Origin of the sequence: Halopiger xanaduensis SH-6 (assembly GCF_000217715.1) — an archaeon.
GTDB classification, from domain to species: domain Archaea; phylum Halobacteriota; class Halobacteria; order Halobacteriales; family Natrialbaceae; genus Halopiger; species Halopiger xanaduensis.
The window spans coordinates 689,054-706,636 of record NC_015666.1 but is presented as its reverse complement, the minus strand read 5'-3'; the positions used below and the strand labels follow the sequence as shown (position 1 = coordinate 706,636).

General features: G+C 68.2%; 14 protein-coding genes. 6 read left to right on the top strand and 8 right to left on the bottom strand.

Annotated elements, in window-relative coordinates; genetic code table 11:
* Nucleotides 1-24: 24 nt before the first annotated feature.
* Nucleotides 25-1,269, bottom strand: coding sequence for a serine hydroxymethyltransferase (locus tag HALXA_RS03480; RefSeq protein ID WP_013878924.1), 1,245 nt, complete (start codon nucleotides 1,267-1,269; stop codon nucleotides 25-27).
* A 169-nt stretch (nucleotides 1,270-1,438) separates the two neighbouring features.
* Between HALXA_RS03480 and HALXA_RS03475 the strand changes: the two genes are divergently transcribed.
* On the top strand, nucleotides 1,439-1,819 hold the full coding sequence (locus HALXA_RS03475) for a Rid family detoxifying hydrolase (RefSeq protein ID WP_013878923.1): 381 nt from the start codon (nucleotides 1,439-1,441) through the stop codon (nucleotides 1,817-1,819).
* Nucleotides 1,820-1,831: 12 nt separating this feature from the next.
* On the opposite strand, the gene samp2 is transcribed toward HALXA_RS03475, so the two are convergent.
* Both samp2 and HALXA_RS03465 read right to left on the bottom strand, forming a co-directional pair.
* The gene (gene samp2 / locus HALXA_RS03470) at nucleotides 1,832-2,065 is read right to left on the bottom strand and encodes a ubiquitin-like small modifier protein SAMP2 (protein WP_013878922.1); all 234 of its coding nucleotides are present in this window, start codon (nucleotides 2,063-2,065) and stop codon (nucleotides 1,832-1,834) included.
* 48 nt (nucleotides 2,066-2,113) lie between these two features.
* Nucleotides 2,114-3,211 carry a bactofilin family protein gene (locus HALXA_RS03465; RefSeq protein WP_049895119.1) on the bottom strand — a complete coding sequence of 366 codons (1,098 nt, stop codon included), beginning with the start codon at nucleotides 3,209-3,211 and terminating at the stop codon, nucleotides 2,114-2,116.
* 171 nt (nucleotides 3,212-3,382) lie between these two features.
* On the opposite strand from HALXA_RS03465, the gene HALXA_RS03460 reads away from it, so the two are divergent.
* Entirely contained in the window at nucleotides 3,383-4,393 is a 1,011-nt protein-coding gene (locus HALXA_RS03460) for a replication factor C small subunit (RefSeq protein ID WP_013878920.1), read from the top strand.
* Between the two features lie 166 nt (nucleotides 4,394-4,559).
* Here the strand turns inward: HALXA_RS03460 and HALXA_RS03455 are convergent, their stop codons facing one another.
* Nucleotides 4,560-7,145, bottom strand: a complete 2,586-nt coding sequence (locus tag HALXA_RS03455) for a GAF domain-containing protein (protein WP_013878919.1) — start codon at nucleotides 7,143-7,145, stop codon at nucleotides 4,560-4,562.
* 259 nt (nucleotides 7,146-7,404) lie between these two features.
* Between HALXA_RS03455 and alaS the strand changes: the two genes are divergently transcribed.
* The 4 genes from alaS to HALXA_RS03435 all read left to right on the top strand — a co-directional run bounded on the left by alaS (nucleotide 7,405) and on the right by HALXA_RS03435 (nucleotide 13,349).
* The gene (gene alaS, locus HALXA_RS03450; protein ID WP_013878918.1) at nucleotides 7,405-10,182 is read left to right on the top strand and encodes an alanine--tRNA ligase; all 2,778 of its coding nucleotides are present in this window, start codon (nucleotides 7,405-7,407) and stop codon (nucleotides 10,180-10,182) included.
* A 124-nt stretch (nucleotides 10,183-10,306) separates the two neighbouring features.
* Nucleotides 10,307-11,092, top strand: coding sequence for an alpha/beta fold hydrolase (locus HALXA_RS03445; RefSeq protein ID WP_013878917.1), 786 nt, complete (start codon nucleotides 10,307-10,309; stop codon nucleotides 11,090-11,092).
* Nucleotides 11,093-11,149: 57 nt separating this feature from the next.
* Nucleotides 11,150-12,478 carry a class I adenylate-forming enzyme family protein gene (locus HALXA_RS03440; protein WP_245550072.1) on the top strand — a complete coding sequence of 443 codons (1,329 nt, stop codon included), beginning with the start codon at nucleotides 11,150-11,152 and terminating at the stop codon, nucleotides 12,476-12,478.
* Between the two features lie 100 nt (nucleotides 12,479-12,578).
* On the top strand, nucleotides 12,579-13,349 hold the full coding sequence (locus HALXA_RS03435) for a type 1 glutamine amidotransferase (RefSeq protein WP_013878915.1): 771 nt from the start codon (nucleotides 12,579-12,581) through the stop codon (nucleotides 13,347-13,349).
* 97 nt (nucleotides 13,350-13,446) lie between these two features.
* Here HALXA_RS03435 and HALXA_RS20935 read toward each other — a convergent pair whose 3' ends face one another.
* From HALXA_RS20935 to HALXA_RS03415, 4 genes are all read right to left on the bottom strand, one after another.
* Nucleotides 13,447-13,842 (bottom strand): hypothetical protein, encoded by a 396-nt coding sequence (locus HALXA_RS20935; RefSeq protein ID WP_013878914.1) that lies wholly within the window; start codon nucleotides 13,840-13,842, stop codon nucleotides 13,447-13,449.
* Between the two features lie 97 nt (nucleotides 13,843-13,939).
* A complete protein-coding gene (thrC, locus tag HALXA_RS03425) occupies nucleotides 13,940-15,202 on the bottom strand; it encodes a threonine synthase (RefSeq protein ID WP_013878913.1) in 1,263 nt (420 codons plus the stop codon).
* Nucleotides 15,203-15,552: 350 nt separating this feature from the next.
* Nucleotides 15,553-16,467: an ornithine carbamoyltransferase gene (gene argF / locus HALXA_RS03420; protein ID WP_013878912.1), complete on the bottom strand. Its 915-nt coding sequence runs from the start codon at nucleotides 16,465-16,467 to the stop codon at nucleotides 15,553-15,555.
* Nucleotides 16,464-17,582 carry a [LysW]-lysine hydrolase gene (locus HALXA_RS03415; RefSeq protein WP_013878911.1) on the bottom strand — a complete coding sequence of 373 codons (1,119 nt, stop codon included), beginning with the start codon at nucleotides 17,580-17,582 and terminating at the stop codon, nucleotides 16,464-16,466. The genes argF and HALXA_RS03415 overlap by 4 nt, the downstream gene beginning before the upstream one ends.
* Nucleotide 17,583: the final 1 nt, after the last annotated feature.

The following is a 17,583-nucleotide window of genomic DNA, read 5'->3' as shown; positions in this document are numbered from 1 at the left end:
ACGATCTAAAAATGGAGGCGACGACTACCCGTACACGGGGAACTGCTCGCAGAGCTCGTCGACCGTCTCCGAGACGCGCTCGAGCGTCGCGTCGTCGTCGGGCGCGTCGATCACGTCGGCGATGCAGCGGCCGACCCGTTCGATCTCCTCGGGGCCGAACCCGCGGGTCGTCAGCGCGGGCGTGCCGATCCGGACGCCGCTGGTGACGAACGGGGATCTGGTCTCCCCGGGGACGGTGTTCTTGTTGACGACGACGCCGACCTCGGCGAGCGCTTCCTCGGCGTCCTTCCCGGTGAGATCGGGATGCGAGTCGCGCAGGTCGACGAGTACGAGGTGTTTGTCGGTGCCGCCGGAGACCAGCGACAGGCCGCGGTCGCGGAAAACGTCCGCGAGTACGGCCGCGTTCTCGACGGTTCGCTCGGCGTACTCCTCGAAGGCGGGCGTCGACGCCTCCCCGAACCCGACGGCCTTGCCCGCGATGTTGTGCATGAGCGGCCCGCCCTGACTCCCGGGGAAGACCGCGCTGTCGACGTCGTCGGCGTGCTCCTCGTCGCACATGATGATCCCGCCGCGACCCGCGCGGATCGTCTTGTGCGTGCTGCCGGTGACGAAGTCCGCGTGGTCGACGGGACTCGAGTGGACGTCCGCCGCCACGAGTCCCGTGATGTGGGCGATGTCGGCGAGGTGGTACGCGTCGACCGATTCGGCGATCTCGCCGACGCGCTCCCAGTCGAACTCGCGGGGGTAGGCCGAGGAGCCGCTGACGATCATCGCGGGGTCGACCTCGCGGGCCTGCTCGGCCAGTTTGTCGTAGTCGATGTAGCCCGTCTCGGGGTCGACCTCGTACTGTTCGACCTCGTAGAGCTGCCCCGAGAAGTTGACGTGGTGGCCGTGGCTGAGGTGGCCGCCGTGGGTGAGGTCGAGCGACAGGATCGTCTCGCCGGGCTCCAAGGCGGCGAAGTAGACGCCCATGTTCGCCTGGGTGCCCGAGTGGGGCTGGACGTTGACGTGATCGGCGCCCCACAGCGACTTCGCGCGCTCGATCGCGAGCCGTTCGATCTCGTCGACGTGCTCGCAGCCGCCGTAGTAGCGCGCGCCGGGGTACCCCTCGGCGTACTTGTTCGTCAGTGCGGTTCCCTGGGCGGCCAGGACGGCTTCCGAAGCGTGGTTCTCCGAGGCGATCATGCCGAGCGTCGACTCCTGGCGCTCGCGCTCGCCGGCGACGGCGTCCGCGACCGCCGGATCGACATCTTTGAGGTGGTCCGACATACCACGGACATCCAGAACGGTCTCCAAGTATCTTGATCGCAGGTGATCGACCCGTTCAAAAGCCCGCGCTCGCTCGTTTCGACCCGTCGCAGTTCGTCGTTCCCACCGACTTAAGCGTCCCAATTAGCACAGATCGAACGTTACGGCGGTCCGCCTCGAGGCGTGTCCCATGCCACGCGTTATCAGTACCGACGATGCGCCCGCGGCCGTCGGCGCGTACAGTCAGGCGACCGTCGCCGGCAACCTCCTGTTTACCGCCGGTCAGCTCCCGCTGACGCCGAACGGCGAGTTGCTCGAGGACGCACCGGTCGCCGAGCAGACCCGGCAGTGTCTCGAGAACGTCGACGCGATCCTCGCGGCGGAAGACGCGACGCTCGCGGACGTCTGTAAAGTCACCATCTACCTCGATGACATCGACGATTTCGACGCGATGAACGAGGCCTACGCGGCGTACTTCGACGACGAGCCGCCGGCCCGCAGCGCCGTCGAAGTCGGCCGCGTGCCGAAAGGTGCGGCCCTCGAGATCGAAGCCGTCGCGTCGCTGGCGTGATCGCCCTTTCCCTTATCCGCCCTTGATCAACCGCAACACCGTCACGTAATCGCTCTCGACCGGCTGGTCCTCGGGCACCGGTCGCCCGTCGACGAGGACGCTCACTTCGTGGGGGCTCAGGCCGACTTCCCGGAGCAGATCGGCGTACGTCGGCCCGCTGTCCCCGTCCGGCTCCCCGGCGGACTCGAGCGCCTCGAGGTCGAATTCGTGGGTGCCCTCGCCCTTGACGTCGACGGTGACGTGCATACTCGGCCTTACGAGCGGGCGGCCTTGAGCGCGTCGTTCGGTCGCCGCTCAGTCCGCCGCCGGTCCCTCCGGAACCCCGCGCTGGGGTTCCTGGCGCCCCCCGCCGACCGCTTTCCGGTGGCTGTACAGCCCGTAGGCGAACGCACCCAGCCCGAGCAGGAAGACGAGCAGGCTGATTAGCCCGCCGACGTAGGGAATCTGGGAGATGAGCGTGCCGACGAGCAGGCCGACGACGAGCGCGAGCCACCGGTTCTCGACGTCGGCCGCCGAGAGTGCCTGCGCGGCGACGGCGAACCAGCCGTAGACGACGCCGATCCAGAGGACGAAGGCGAACGCGAACGCGCCGACGATCGACAGCGGGATGCCGACGATCGTGATCGCGAGCGCGATCAGGAGGACCGGGAAGCCGACCAAGACGCCGAGGCCGACGAGCCCCGAGCGCAACGGCGTCCGTCCGACCCGATCCGCGACGCCGTCGGAGAACCGCGGGAACAGGCCGAGCAGCACGGCGCCGAGCACCAGATTCAGCGCGAGCGTGTAGCCCGCGACCAGCCACGAACCGAACGGGATCGAGGGCGCGAAGTCGCCGCCCGTTCCCAGCGACGAGTCCTGCTCGATCGTCCCCGCGACCGCGTCGGTGTTGCCCTCGAGGTCGCCGCCGTAGCGCAGGTCGCCCCCGATCGCGGCTTCGTCGCCGAGTCGGATCGTGTCGGCGCCGAGTTCCGCGCTGCCGTCGATCGTCCCGTCGATCGCGACGCTGCCGGCGCCGCCCGAGAGATCGCCGCCGATCGTCGCGCCCTCGGCGATCTCGAGGCTCCCGGTCGCCGCCTCGACGCTTCCGTCGACGGTACCCGCGATGGTGACGCTGCCGCCGGTCGCCTCGACGTTCCCGCCGACGTCGCCGTTGATGCGGATACTGCCCGCGACGGCTTCCACGTCCCCCGTCACGGTGCCGTCGACGACGACGGTCCCCGCGAACGCCTCGAGGTTGTCGACCGTTTCGCCCTCCTCGACGACGACCGTACCGCCGGTCTGGGCGTCCTGTACCTGCGTCTGTGCGGCGACTGCCCCCGGCACCAGCCCGACGCACACCACGAGGGCGATTAGTACGGCGAACAGGCTCGTTCGCAGTTGCGTTCGTGTCATTCCACTCACCATATACCGACGTTCGTCGAGCAGCGGCAAAAAGGCGACAGGGGGTTACCGAGCGCGAAACGACTCGAAACGGGTGGTCCGAGCCGGACCGACGACGGGGACGACGACGACCTCGACGACCACCTTCGGTCGATTTATTTCCGGTGGCTCCCTTGGACCGGTATGAGCGAGGCCGAGGCCGACGCCGACCCCGACGCCGAGGCGGCGGAGCCAACACCCGGAAAGACCGAAGTCTGGATCGAGAAGTACCGTCCGGAGCGGCTCGACGAGATCAAGGGCCACGAGGACATCATCCCGCGGCTCAAAAACTACGTCGAGCAGGACGACCTCCCCCACCTCATGTTCGCAGGGCCGGCCGGCACCGGCAAAACGACCGCCGCGCAGGCCATCGCCCGCGAGATCTACGACGACGACTGGCGGGAGAACTTCCTCGAGTTGAACGCCTCCGACCAGCGCGGAATCGACGTCGTCCGCGACCGGATCAAGGACTTCGCGCGCTCCTCCTTCGGCGGCTACGACCACCGCATCATCTTCTTGGACGAGGCTGACGCCCTGACCTCCGACGCCCAGTCCGCGCTGCGCCGGACGATGGAGCAGTTCTCCAACAACACCCGCTTCATCCTCTCGTGTAACTACTCGAGCCAGATCATCGACCCGATCCAGTCTCGCTGTGCAGTCTTCCGGTTTACCGAACTGACGGACAACGCCATCGAGGCGCAGGTCCGCGAAATCGCAGCCGATCAGGACATCGAAGTCACCGACGACGGCGTCGACGCCCTCGTCTACGCCGCGGACGGCGACATGCGCAAGGCGATCAACGCCCTGCAGGCCGCCGCGGTGATGGGCGAGACTGTCGACGAGGAGACCGTCTTCGCGATCACCGCGACGGCCCGCCCCGAGGAAGTCGAGGAGATGGTCGGCCACGCCATCGACGGCGACTTCACCGCCGCTCGCGCGGCCCTCGAGGACTTGCTGACCGACCGCGGCCTCGCCGGCGGCGACGTCATCGACCAGCTCCACCGCTCCGCGTGGGAGTTCGACATCCCCGAGCAGGCGACGGTCCGACTGCTCGAGCGACTCGGCGAGGTCGACTATCGCATTACGGAGGGCGCGAACGAGCGCCTGCAACTCGAGGCGATGCTGGCGTCGCTGGCGCTCGAGGAGCAGGCGTAGGCGGCTACCGGCGGACGAGTTCGCATTCGATTCTTTCGACGTCTTGCGATCGGTCGTTGTCGGCGCCGCGTGACTGCGGCGGCGCTACTCGAACTGCGGATTTTATCTCGGTGAATAGGATGTTGCGGTCCCGGGACGCTCGAGCGGACGCCGCCGCCAGTTTCGTTCAGACCCGGTCCCGGTTCACGCTGATCGCGTCGACGCCGCGGAACGCGAAGGCCGTCCCGTCCTCGTCCTCGGCGACCCCGACGTCCCAGCCGTGCTCGTCGGCGACCTGCTCGACCAACTCGAGTTGGAGCCCGGCGCCGTCCGAGGCGGTCAACCGACCGGGGGTCGGCGCCTCCTGCCGGCCGTCGTCGGTCCCGCTAGCTGCCGGCCTGTCGCCGGCGACGTAGAACCCGTCGTCGGTCGCGCCGACGGTGACGGTTACGGGTGCGGCGGCGTCGTCGCCGTCCGAATCGATCTCGAGCGCGGACCGGACCACGAACTCGAACAGTTCGTGCAGGCGGTCCCTGTTCGCCTCGAGGATGAGGTCGTCCTCGGTCACCAGCCGCGCCTCGCCGGTCTCGATACCGGTCCAGGCGTGTCTGGCGACGTCGTGGAGGGCGACGGGCTCGGTGTCGGCGGCGTCGTCCCACGTTGCGACGTCCTCGATGGCCGCGAGCCGGTCGTCGAGTTTCCCGTGAGCGTCCGCGATCGCGTCGAAGTGCTCGTTCTTCCCGCTCTTGGCGGCGAGCTCGAGGTAGCTGTGTGCGACCTGCAGCGGGTTCTCGACGTCCTCGTCGAGCAGGCTCGCGACGCGCTCGAGCCGTTCCGTGGCGGCCGCGAGCTCGAGTTCGCGGCGCTTGTCCTCGGTGATGTCCTCGTAGACGAGCAGTCCCGCGTGGTCCGACCCGTCGCGAGCGGCCCCGTCGGCGGCGGCCGCCCGCTCGAGGGGGACGACGGTCAGCATGAAATCCCGCACGCCGTCGACGGTCTCGCGGCGGTCCAGCAGTTGGCGCTGCTCGTCCGCCTGCAGCGCCTCGGTGAGCGTCGCCGCGCGCTCCTCGAGGCCCTGCGGGACGACGTACTCGTCGACGGGCGTGCCGTCGAGCGCCGCCGGGTCGTCGCCGAAGACCGTCTTGACGGCGGCGTTGACGTCCCGGATGACCGGCTCGCCGTCGACGATTTCGTAGCGCAGCGTCGGCTTGTTGACGTCCTCGACGAGCGCGAGCAGTTGATCCCGCTCGGCCGCGAGCCGATCGCGCTCGTTCGCCAGCCGCTCCGTGCCGGCGGCGTACTGGTCGCGTTCGCGCTCGAGGCGATCGACTTCGCGCTCGAGTCGGTTGCGATCGTTGACGACGCCCATCTCGTGCCAGTTGCGCTCGAGGACCGCCGCAGCGGTCCGGCAGAGCCGCTCGAGGAGGACGACGTCGTTCTCGTCGAAAGCGTTCGCCTCGGCGGCGGCCACGCGGAGCACGCCGAAGTCGCTGACGGGGACGCTACACAGCGAGCGAACGCCCGCGAACGGCGGCTCGATCTCCGCGCGGCCGTCGAGCTCGTCGATCCGCGTCGACGCACCCGTTCGGAACGCCTCCCCGAGCGGTCCGTCGACCGGCGTCGACTCGAGGCGGTCGGCGGGAACCGCCGGCGCGGTAGCTCGCGGGACGAGCTCGCCGAAGTGGACCGTCGAGAGCCAGCAGTACTCGTACCCGAGGATCTCGACGGCGCCGTCGACGAGCAGTTCGAACAGCCGTTCCCGATCGTGACAGGTGACGAGGGTGGCGGCCGTCTCGAGGATCGCTGTCGCCGTTTCCGTTGCGTCGTTCCCGGTCGGAGTCGACCGCGAGTCCGTCTGCGCTTTCTGGTTCGGGTCCGCCTTCGTCCGTGGCTTCGCCGCCGGATCCGGACCCGGATCCGTCTCGGCTTCCGCTTTCTGCTCCCCATCCGAACCCGTCTCAGGTTCCGAGTTCGGCTCCGTATTCGGGTCCGTCCCTGCTTTCGCTTTCCGAGCAGCGTTCGAGTCCGATTCGGTTGCCGCTTCCGGTTCCGGTTCGGACTCCGTTTTCGTCTCCGTCTCTCGATCCGTTTCCGCCGCTTCATCGACAGGTTCGTCGTCTTCGCCCTCGTCTCGCTCGGGTTCTCGCTCGGGTTCCGAATCCGCCGACGAGGCGTCGGTCTCGCCGGACTCGTCGTCGCTACCGGTTTCGTCGGTCGCGAGTGGTTCCTCGTCGACCGCCTCGAGGACGTCGCGATTCCGCCCGTGCTCCTCGAGTAATTCCTGGACCGCGTCGTCGTCGTAGCCGTCGGCCGACGACGCGTCGTCCGCCTCGGGTTCGGGCTCGTCGTCGATCGACTCGCTGTGGCAGACCCTGTCGATCTCGTCCGCGAGGTGGACGACGGCGTCCTCGGTTCCTTGGCGGACGTAGCCGTCGATGCCCTCGGCCGAGCGCGTGACTGACGAGGCGTACGACGCGTCGGTAAACAGTACCAGCGGCGTCGCGCCGCAGGCCGAGGCGATCTCCAGCAGGCTCCGGCTGAGCCGCGGTTCCGTCCCGTTCGCGTCGCGCTCGCGGACGACGACGCAGTCGGCGTCGGGAGCCAGTTCCCGGAGCCGATCGATCGACTCGAGCGGGTGGACCGTCGGCTCGCGCTCGGGATCCGCTGCCGTCGCGGCGCGCTCGAGTGCCGCGGCTCCCTCGCGGGCCGCGTCCTCGGTCGGGGCCGCGTAGAGGATCGTTCGCGATCGGTGACGGGGTGACGGGTGTGCCATCGTGTATCGTACCGACGAACCGAATCGGTCGTCTATACATACAGTCCGGAAGACCTAGTTAAAGATTCTGCTGGCCGAATCGAACCGTGAGTCGTAGCCGCCGACCGATTCCTGTGGGATGAGAAGCGAGTAAACTGGCAGTGAGCCACTCCGGTATCACTGAACTGGCCCGCGAAGACCGGAGACTCGTCTCTCTGCCGTTCTCTCGGCGTGAACGTTGCGGAACTGTTTTAGGCGCTGGCTGGCCAACAGAGGTATAATGAGCGAACTGGCGGACGAGTACCGCCTCGAGTACTTCGAGGAGGAAGGGTTCGTGCGAAAGGAGTGTCCCGAGTGCGGGTCGCACTTCTGGACGCGCGACGAGAGCCGGGAGACCTGCGGGGAACCGCCCTGCGCCGACTACGAGTTTATCGGCTCGCCCGGCTTCGAGGAGGAGTTCACCCTCGAGGAGATGCGCGAGGCCTTCCTTTCGTACTTCGAGGACCACGGCCACGAACGAATCGATCCCTACCCCGTCGCGGCCAACCGCTGGCGCGACGACGTCCTGTTGACCCAGGCGTCGATCTACGACTTCCAGCCGCTTGTCACGTCGGGCGAGACCCCGCCGCCGGCCAACCCGCTGACGGTGTCCCAGCCCTGCATCCGGATGCAGGACATCGACAACGTCGGCAAGACCGGCCGGCACACGATGGCCTTCGAGATGATGGCCCACCACGCGTTCAACAGCCGCGAGGACGCCGAGGCCGACTACGCCTACGAGGGCGAAGTCTACTGGAAGGACCACACCGTCGAACTCTGCGACGGGCTGCTCGAGGAACTCGGGGCGGACATCACCGACGTCACCTACATCGAGGACCCGTGGGTCGGCGGCGGCAACGCCGGACCCGCCATCGAGGTCATCTACCGCGGCCTCGAGGTCGCCACGCTGGTCTTCATGTGCATGGAGCAGGACCCCGACGGCGAGTACGAACTCAAGGACGGGAACACCTACTCGTTCATGGACACGTACATCGTCGACACGGGCTACGGCCTCGAGCGCTGGACCTGGATGAGCCAGGGCACGCCGACGGTCTACGAGGCGATCTACCCCGAGATGATCGACTTCCTCAAGGACAACGCCGGACTCTCCTACACCGACGAGGAAAGCGAGATCGTCTCCCGCGCGGCCCGCCTCTCCGGCCAACTGGACATCGACGACGTCGACGACGTCGAGGCCGCCCGCGGCGACATCGCGGCCGAAATCGGCGTCTCCGTCGACGAACTACGGGATCTCGTCGAGCCGCTCGAGGACATCTACGCCATCGCCGACCACTGCCGCACCCTCGCGTACATGCTCGGGGACGGCATCGTCCCCTCGAACGTCGGGACGGGCTACCTCGCGCGGATGGTCCTCCGACGTACCAAGCGCCTCTGTGACAACGCCGGCGTCGACGCGCCGCTGGACGAACTCGTCGACATGCAGGCCGAGCGCCTGGACTACGAGAACCGCGACACGATCCGCGACATCGTCCGCACCGAGGTCGAGAAATATCGCGAGACGCTCGAGCGCGGCGGTCGCCGGGTCGAGACCCTCGCCGAGGAGTACGCCAAGAAGGGCGAGCCGATCCCGACCGAGGAACTGATCGAGCTCTACGACTCCCACGGCATTCAGCCGGACATGGTCGTCGAGATCGCCGAAGACGCCGGCGCCGAGGTCGACGTCCCCGACGACTTCTACAGCCTCGTCGCGCAGCGCCACGACACCCCCGAGGGCGTCGAGGCGGCCGCCGAGAGCGAGTCCGACGAGCGCTTCGCGGACCTCCCCGAGACGGAGAAGCTCTACTACGACGACCAGCAGCGCACCCAGTTCGAGGCCGTCGTGCTGGACGTCTTCGAACGCGAGGACGGCTACGACGTCGTGCTCGACCAGACGATGTTCTACCCCGAAGGCGGCGGTCAGCCGGCCGACACCGGGACGCTCTCGACCGACGACACGACCGTCGAGGTCGAGGACGTTCAGATCGAGGACGGCGTCATCCTCCACCGCACCGACGCGAACCCCGGCAAGGGCGAGTTCGTCAACGGCCAGGTCGACGGCGGCCGCCGCCGGCAGTTGATGCGCCACCACACGGCGACCCACATCGTCATCCACTCCGCCCGCAAAGTGCTCGGCGAGCACATCCGCCAGGCCGGCGCCCAGAAGGGCGTCGACTCTTCGCGCATCGACCTGCGCCACTACGACCGCATCTCCCGCGAGGACGTCAAGGAGATCGAGCGCGTCGCCAACGACATCGTGATGGACAACACCCAGGTCACCCAGGAGTGGCCCGACCGCCACGACGCCGAGTCCGAGCACGGCTTCGACCTCTACCAGGGCGGCATCCCGCCGGGCGAACAGATCCGCCTGATCCACGTCGACACGGACGTCCAGGCCTGCGGCGGCACCCACGTCGCCCGCACCGGCGACATCGGCTCGATCAAGATCTTAAACACCGAGCGCGTCCAGGACGGCGTCGAACGCATCACCTTCGCCGCCGGCGAGGCCGCCCTCGAGGCGACCCAGCAAAAAGAGGACGCCCTCTACGCGGCCGCCGACGTCCTCGACGTCTCGCCCGAGGAGGTCCCCGAGACCGCCGAGCGGTTCTTCGAGGAGTGGAAGGACCGCGGCAAGCAGATCGAGGACCTCAAGGAACAGCTCGCCGAGGCCCGCGCCGGCGGCGGTGGCGACGCCGAAGAGGTCGACGTCGGCGAGGCGACGGCCGTGATCGACCGCCTCGACGCCGACATGGACGAACTCCGCGCCACGGCCAACGCCATCAGCGAGGAGGGCAAGATCGCCGTCCTCGGCAGCGGTGCCAGCGGCGCCCAGTTCGTCGTCTCGGTGCCCGACGGCGTCGGCGTCAACGCCGGCGAAGTCGTCGGCGAACTCGCCGCCAAGGTCGGCGGCGGCGGGGGCGGTCCGGCTGACTTCGCGCAGGGCGGCGGTCCCAACGTCGACGAGCTAGACGAGGCGCTCGAGGACGCGCCGGACGTGCTGCGGCAGGTACTGGACGCCTAACCGGTTCGTCGTTCTCCGATTTTCCGTCGTTCGCTCGAGACGCTGATTCGTCTGCTTCCATTGCTCGAGTAGACGCACACTCGGAACCGAAACCGTCGCCTTCCTCCGCCCGCTCCCCTCGAGTATGCCCACCGCTACGAACGGCTCCGTCTCGCTGTACTACGACCGCGAGGGCGACGGCGCCCCCGTCGTCTTCGTCCCCGAAGCCGGCCTCGGCGGCTGGTCGTGGGGCTGGCAACACGCCGCCGTCGCCGGCCCCTACGAGGCCGTCGTCTGGGATCTGCGCGGAACCGGCCGCTCCGACGCACCACCCGGTCCCTACGATCTCGAGACGCTCGCGGGCGACCTCGAAGCCGTCCTCGCCGAGTGCGAGATTCGGAACGCGCACCTCGTCGGCTGCGGCCTCGGCGGCGCGGTCGCCCTCGCCGCAGCCCGGACCTCGAGTCGCGTCGAAACGCTCTCACTGATCGGCACTGCGGCCGAGGGGTCCGAATTCGATCTCGAGCCGCTCTTTGCTTCGCCGGACGACCCCGACGCACTGCGGGAGTCGCTCGCGGCGGGGCTCTCCGACGAGTTTATCGCCGAGCAACCGGACGTCGTCGACGGTATCGTCGACTGGCGCGCGGACGGCGACGCCGACCGCGAGGGCTGGGACGCGCAGGTCGCCGCGCTCGAGGGGTTCGACGCGAGCGACTGGCTGGTCGAGGTGACCCAGCCGACGCGAGTTTTCCACGGGACCGACGACGGGCTCGTTCCCGGGGAGACCGGTCAGGACCTCGCGCGCGGGCTTCCGCGGGGCGAGTTCGTCGCCCTCGAGGGCGCGGGCCACCTCGCGATGATCGAGCGGTCGCGGACGGTCAACGATCGGCTTCTGGGCTTTCTCGAGGAACAAGCGGACGACGATCGCTGAGAGGCGGTCCAAGAAGCCGTGCTTGCGAGTGACCCCCGCCGTATTACGGACTCGAGCGTGGTACCCGAGGTCGTGACTCTCTCGCTGGCGCGGCGCGCGGATCGGTTCCCCGATCGGACGGCGGTCGTCGACATCTCGGAGGAGCGACTCTACGCACCCGCGGAGACGATCCACGAGGACCGGGTTTCCTACGCCGAACTCTCGAGGCTGGCCGACGCGACGGCCGACCGCCTCGCCGAACTTGGGATCGACGCCGGCGACACCGTCTGCCTCGTCACCCGCAATCGGGTGGCCTCGCTCGCACTCTTCTTTGCCTGCCACCGACTCGGCGCGACGTTCGCTCCCGTCTCGCACCGCTTGACGCCCGTGACGGTCGAGCGGCCGTTCGAGGTGCTCGAGCCGGCGCTCGTCGTTTCCGAGTCCGCCCAGCGTGATCTCGTGCGCTCGATGCCGTTCGATCGGACGGTGACGCTCTCCGAACTAGCCGTAGCCGACGTCGAGACCGACGCCGACCGCTCGAGCAGGACCGCGTCGTCCGATGGGGTCGACCCTCGAGTCGGCGACGATCAGACCGACGCCGATCGACCGCTGCTGCTCCTTCACGGCGACGGCGGCCGCCCGATAGCCGCGTACTCCGCGCGGAGCCTCGAGTGGAACTGCATCGCGACGCTGGTGACGTGGGGGCTCTCCCCCCGGGACACCGTCCCGCTCGTCTCGCCGTTATCGGCCCACGACGGGCTCGTTCGCGTCGCCCTCCCGACGCTGTACGCCGGCGGCCGGCTCCTACTCGATCGGGCGTTCGACCCCGGCGATACGCTGACCGCCATCGAGAGCGAGGAGGCGACTCTGTTTGCGGGTCGAACGGCCGCGTTTCGCGACCTCGCGGCCGAGTCCAAATTCCCCGAGGCTGCCGACTCGCTCGAGCGCGCGTTCCCCGACGCGTCCGTCCCTGCAGACGTCCTCGAGCCCTACCGCGCGCACGAAATCCCGATCGCGCGGACGTACGGCCGGCTCGAGTGTCCGATCGCCCTGAGTCAGACGGGAACGGATACAGCAGCATCTGCCGGTACCGACGCTGATAGTCTCGGTAAACCGGTCCCCGACTGCCGCGTCAAGTTGGTCGCCGACGGAAGCGACGGCGACCCGCTCGAGGGTGCGGGAACGGGCCAACTCGCGCTTTCGGGACCGATACTTTCGGATGGCTACGTCGGCGACGCCGACACCGATGACGACGTCGACGCAGGTTTCGGAACCGGTGATCGAACGAACGAGAAACCCGACGATACCGCGGACCGCGGCCGGTTCGCCGACGGATGGTTTGACACGGGCGAGCCGTTCCGACGCGATGAAACCGGCTGCTACTACCGCGTTGACAATGATCGATAATGAGCACCAGTAGAAAACGAATGCGCGGTCTCGGCCGTGATTGCGGCAATGACAGCGATGTGCAGAAGGCCTTTCTTTATCGAGTCGCCAATAGGGGACGATGAAGCAACTTCGAATCGCCGTCCTGAATGCCGCCCATCGGGACGAGAACACGACGCGGAACTTCCGGCGCGAACTCGACGCGTCGCTGTCGGAGTTCGACGTGACCGCAGGAGAGGTCCCCGAAACCTTCGACTTCGACGGCGCCGTCGTCACCGGGTCGCGGTCGTCGGTCTACTGGGACGAGGAGTGGATCGCCACCGCGGCGGAGTGGGTCGGCGACGCAATCGATCGCGGCATCCCCTTCCTCGGCGTCTGTTGGGGCCACCAACTGCTCGCGCACGTCCTCGGCGGCACGGTCGAGGATATGGGCGCCTACGAGGTCGGCTACAGCGAGATCGAGCAACTCGGCGACTCGCGACTCTTCGACGGCATCGCCGAGGAGTTCACCGCCTTCACCAGCCACTCCGACGAAGTATCAGAACTCCCGCCCGGTGCCGAACCGCTCGCCGAGAACGAGTACTCCAACCACGGCTTCCGGAAGGATCGCGTTTTCGGCGTCCAGTTCCACCCCGAGTACGATACCAAGACGGCCCGCGAACTCGTCCACCGCAAGGAACTCTCCGACGAACGCCTCGAGTCGATCCTCGACGAAATCACCGAGGAGAACTATCGGCAGGCTTGCCCTGCGAAACTCGTCTTCGATAACTTCCTCGCGTTCGTCGAGGAGGTTCGCGCGGAGGAAGGTGCGGTCGCGACCGCCGATGCGGATCTCGAGACCGCTGCCGATACCGAGGCGGACGCGACGGCCGAAGTCGGCAGTTCGGACTGATTCTGTAGCTCGTTTTTCGCTGCGGTTACGTCGTGTCGGTCGTCCGTGGATCGCACCGAAAACGGAGGGGCGTCAGGGGGACCGCCGTTTGCGGTCGCTACCGCCAGCGCTCGAGCAGTCGCCGCAGGAGTCCGTCGTCCGCGTCGGCCGATCCCGTACTCGAGCCGTCCTGCGTCTCGTCCGTCCGCTCCGCGAGCACCCGTTCGTACTGCGTGACGATCTCCTGCTGTCGGGACTCGCTCGTCTCGAGTGCGCGTTCCAAGGCCGTCACTCGCGCCCGGAGCGCCGTCCGTTCGATGCGGTGGCTGAGCGGCGGCTCCCGAGCGGTCGTCGAGTCCGGCGCGGCTGCGGGTGTCGACGACGCATTCGAGTGCGCTTCCGTCGACGCGGCGGACGAGCGGAACTCGAGTTCGACGTCGGTCGCCGCGGCGCCGGTCTGCTCTCGATTGGTCTGGGGTTCGGGGGTTTGAGAGGGTCGCTGGTCGGCGGACATGGACAGCACAGGGTATGCGATCGGATGGCAAAAGTGTCAGTCAGTCGGGCGTCAGACGCGTCCGACGCGCGTCTGCCTCGCGTCGGCCGACGGTCCGCTACTCGCTTTGCAGGTGCTCGAGCACGCCGTCCGTATCGGCCGGCACCGGTTCGGGATCGTTGCCCGCAGCCGCGGCCGCGTCGGGGTCCTTGAGCAGGTGGCCGGTCGTCAGGCAGGCGACGCGCTCGTCGTCGTCGACGATGCCCTCCGCGCGCAGCTTTCGGAGTCCGGCAACGGAGGCTGCGGAGGCCGGCTCGACGCCGATCCCCTCGCCGGCGAGGTCGCGCTGGGCCTCGGTGATCTCCTCGTCGGTCACCGAGATCGCGGTGCCGCCGGTCTCGCGGATGCCGGGCAGCGCCTTCGGCGCGTTAACGGGGTTGCCGATCCGGATCGCCGTCGCGCGTGTCTCCACGTCGTCCCAGCGGCGGACCTCGTCTGCGCCGTTCTCGATCGCCTCGACCATCGGAGCCGCGCCCTCGGCTTGCACGCCGACGAGTTTCGGCACCTCCGACTCCTCGAGCGCGCCCGCCTGCACGAGTTCGCGGAACGCCTTGTAGAGCGCCGAGGTGTTGCCCGCGTTCCCGACGGGGAGGACGATCCGGTCCGGGAAGGCGCCGTAGTCGTCGCGGAAGCCCTCGAGGATCTCGAGGCCGATCGTCTTCTGGCCCTCGAGGCGGAAGGGGTTCAGCGAGTTCAGGAGGTAGGCTTCGCCGCCCTCAGCCAGTTCCTGCACGATGTCGAGACAGGCGTCGAAGTTGCCGTCGACCTCGAGGATGCGCGCGCCGTGGAGGCTCGCCTGGGCGATCTTGCCGGCGGCGACCTTGCCGGCCGGCAGCAGGACGAGCGTCTCCATCCCGCCGCGGGAGCCGTACGCTGCGAGCGCGGCGCTCGTGTTGCCAGTGGAGGCGCAGGCCAGGCGGTCGACGCCCAGCTCCTTCGCCACGGCGACGCCGACGGTCATCCCGCGGTCCTTGAACGAGCCGGTGGGATTCATCCCCTCGTGCTTGATGCGTAGGGCGTCGACGCCGATCTCGTCCTCGAGCCGGGGCACCTCGTACAGCGGCGTGGCACCCTCCTGGGCCGTCACGCCGTCCTCGAGCGGCAGGGCGTCCGAGTAGCGCCAGACGCCCTCGCCCTCGAAGTCGTCGAACGTCGGCAGGTCCTCGTACCGGACCTCGAGGAGTCCGTCGCACTCGTCGCAGGTGTAGCGGACGTCCTCGAAGGGGGCGAAGGTTGCGCCGCACTCGATGCACTCGAGCCAGACGCCGTCGTCGGCGGCGTCGGGCGTTTCCGGCTGTTCGGCCGAGAGACTGAGACTCATTGTCAGTCGAAAGGGAGGCGGAGGAGAAAAAGTGAGTGGATTCGCCGGTCCGACGTCGCGTTCACCGACCGCGATCCTCACCCTCCCCCACCGGAGTCGGATTAACACCCGAACCGCGTCACATCGCGTAAAGCGCGACCAACGCCGCCGGCCCGAGCAGCATGATGATGACCGCGAGTATCACTCGAAATGACATACGAGAATATATTCTGTAGTTACATATAATAGATACAGATCGTTTACGAGACCGTCGCGCCGAATCGGCGGTCAACGACGGATTTCCGGCAAAAATAGCGCGATTTCGACCGAACTGGTATCGCACCGATCGTCGAGCGCGGGCGCGGGCGTCCTCACTCGAGCAGCCAGCTCAACAGTGCCTTCTGTGCGTGCAAGCGATTCTCGGCCTGATCGAAGACGACCGAGCGATCGCTCTCGATGACGTCGTCGGTGATCTCCTCGCCGCGGTGGGCGGGCAGGCAGTGCATCACGGAGGCCTCGGGAGCGCGCTCGAGCAGGTCCGCACAGACCTGAAAGCCCTCGAAGGCCTGCATGCGGACGTCGCGCTCGTCCTCCTGGCCCATGCTGATCCAGACGTCGGTGTAGATGACGTCCGCGCCGGCGGCGGCCTCGTCCGGATCGTGGGTTACCGTCGGATCGCCGCCCAGTTCGCGGGCGCGCTCGAGGACGCGGTCGTCGATGCCGTACCCCTCGGGCGTGGCGACGGTGAGGTCGATATCCGTGAGCGCACAGCCGAGTACGAACGACTGGGCGACGTTGTTGCCGTCGCCGATCCAGGCCGCCGACACGCCCTCGAACCCGCCCTCCTGCTCGCGGATCGTCAGCAGGTCCGCGAGCGTCTGGCAGGGGTGGGCGTCGTCGGTGAGGCCGTTGACGACCGGCACGTCCGCGTACTCCGCGAAGACCTCGATGTTCTCGTGTTTGAAGACGCGGGCCATCACGGCGTCGACGTACCGCGAGAGCGTACGGGAGGTGTCCTTTAGCGGCTCCCCGCGGCCGAGTTGGATGTCGTCTTCGCCGAGGAAGACGGCGTGGCCGCCCAGCTGGGTCATCCCCGTCTCGAAGGAGACGCGGGTGCGGGTGCTGGGCTTCTGGAAGATCATCCCGAGCGTCTGGCCGTCGAGGTCTTCGTGGTCCTCGCCGGCGTGCTGGGCCGCCTTGTACTCCTCGGCGCGCTCGAGGATCGTCAGCAGTTCGTCCTCGGAGACGTCGCCGATCTCGAGGAAGTGCCTGGGTTCGGCGCTCATTCGTCGTCACCTCCGGCCAGCGTCGCGGCGACGCGCTCCAAGACGTCGACCGACTCGTCGAACTCCGCGAGCGAGAGTCGCTCGTCGGGCGCGTGGTCTAGGTCGGAATTGCCGGGGCCGTAGGTGGCCATCGGGCAGTCCCACGCGCCGGCGTAGAGGTTCATGTCGCTGGTGCCGGTCTTGCGAACCAGCCGCGTCTCGCCGCAGACCTCCCGGATCGCCACGCGGAACGCGCGGGCGACCTCCGTCCGGGGGCTCTCCATCACCGGCGGGATCGGCTCGTCCCACGAGACGGTGCCGATCTCGAGTTCGGCTTCGGCGGTTTCGCGGACCGATTCGGCGTCCAGCGACGGGGGAATGCGCAGTTGGACGTCGAGCGTCGTCTCGACGGAGAGGCCGTCGTCGCTGATCCCGCCGTCGATGTCGACGGGCTTGGCGGTGACGCGCTCGAAGACGGGCTGGTACTCGTCGTTCTCGAAGGCGTCCTCGACGCTGGTCCACCACTCGGTGGCGTGCTGGATGGCGTTGGGTTCGGGACGCGAGGTGTGGCCGGATTCGCTGGTCGCGACGTAGGTTCCCGCGAGGAAGCCCCGATAGCCGAGCGTGATTCCGGTGGTACCGCTGGGTTCGCCGTTGATGATGGCATCGGGCTCCTCGCGATCCTCGACGAGGTGGCGCGCCCCGCGGGAGTTGGTCTCCTCGCCGACGACGCCGACGAAGGAGACGCCGGTACGGACGGCCGCGGCGGCCATCGCGGCCAGCGGACCGGTCGCGTCGACGCTGCCCCGTCCCCAGAGCACGTCCTCGCCGGTCTCCTCGGCGACATCGGCTTCGACGTCGTCCTCGTCGGCCGACTGCACTTCGACCGGAATCTCGCCGGGGACGGTATCGACGTGTGAGGTGAGCAGGACCGAGTCGTCCGCAGGCGCACGGACGTTGCCGGCCTCGTCGATCCAGGCGTCGCGGCCGTGGGTCTCGAAGAACGCGACGAGCCGCTCGGCGGCGTCGCGCTCCTCGCCCGTCGGCGACGGGATCGAGACGAGATCGATCAACAGCTGTCGTGCGACCTCGTGCGAAACGTCGGCCGCGTCCTGATTGTGCGTCGTTGCGCTCATG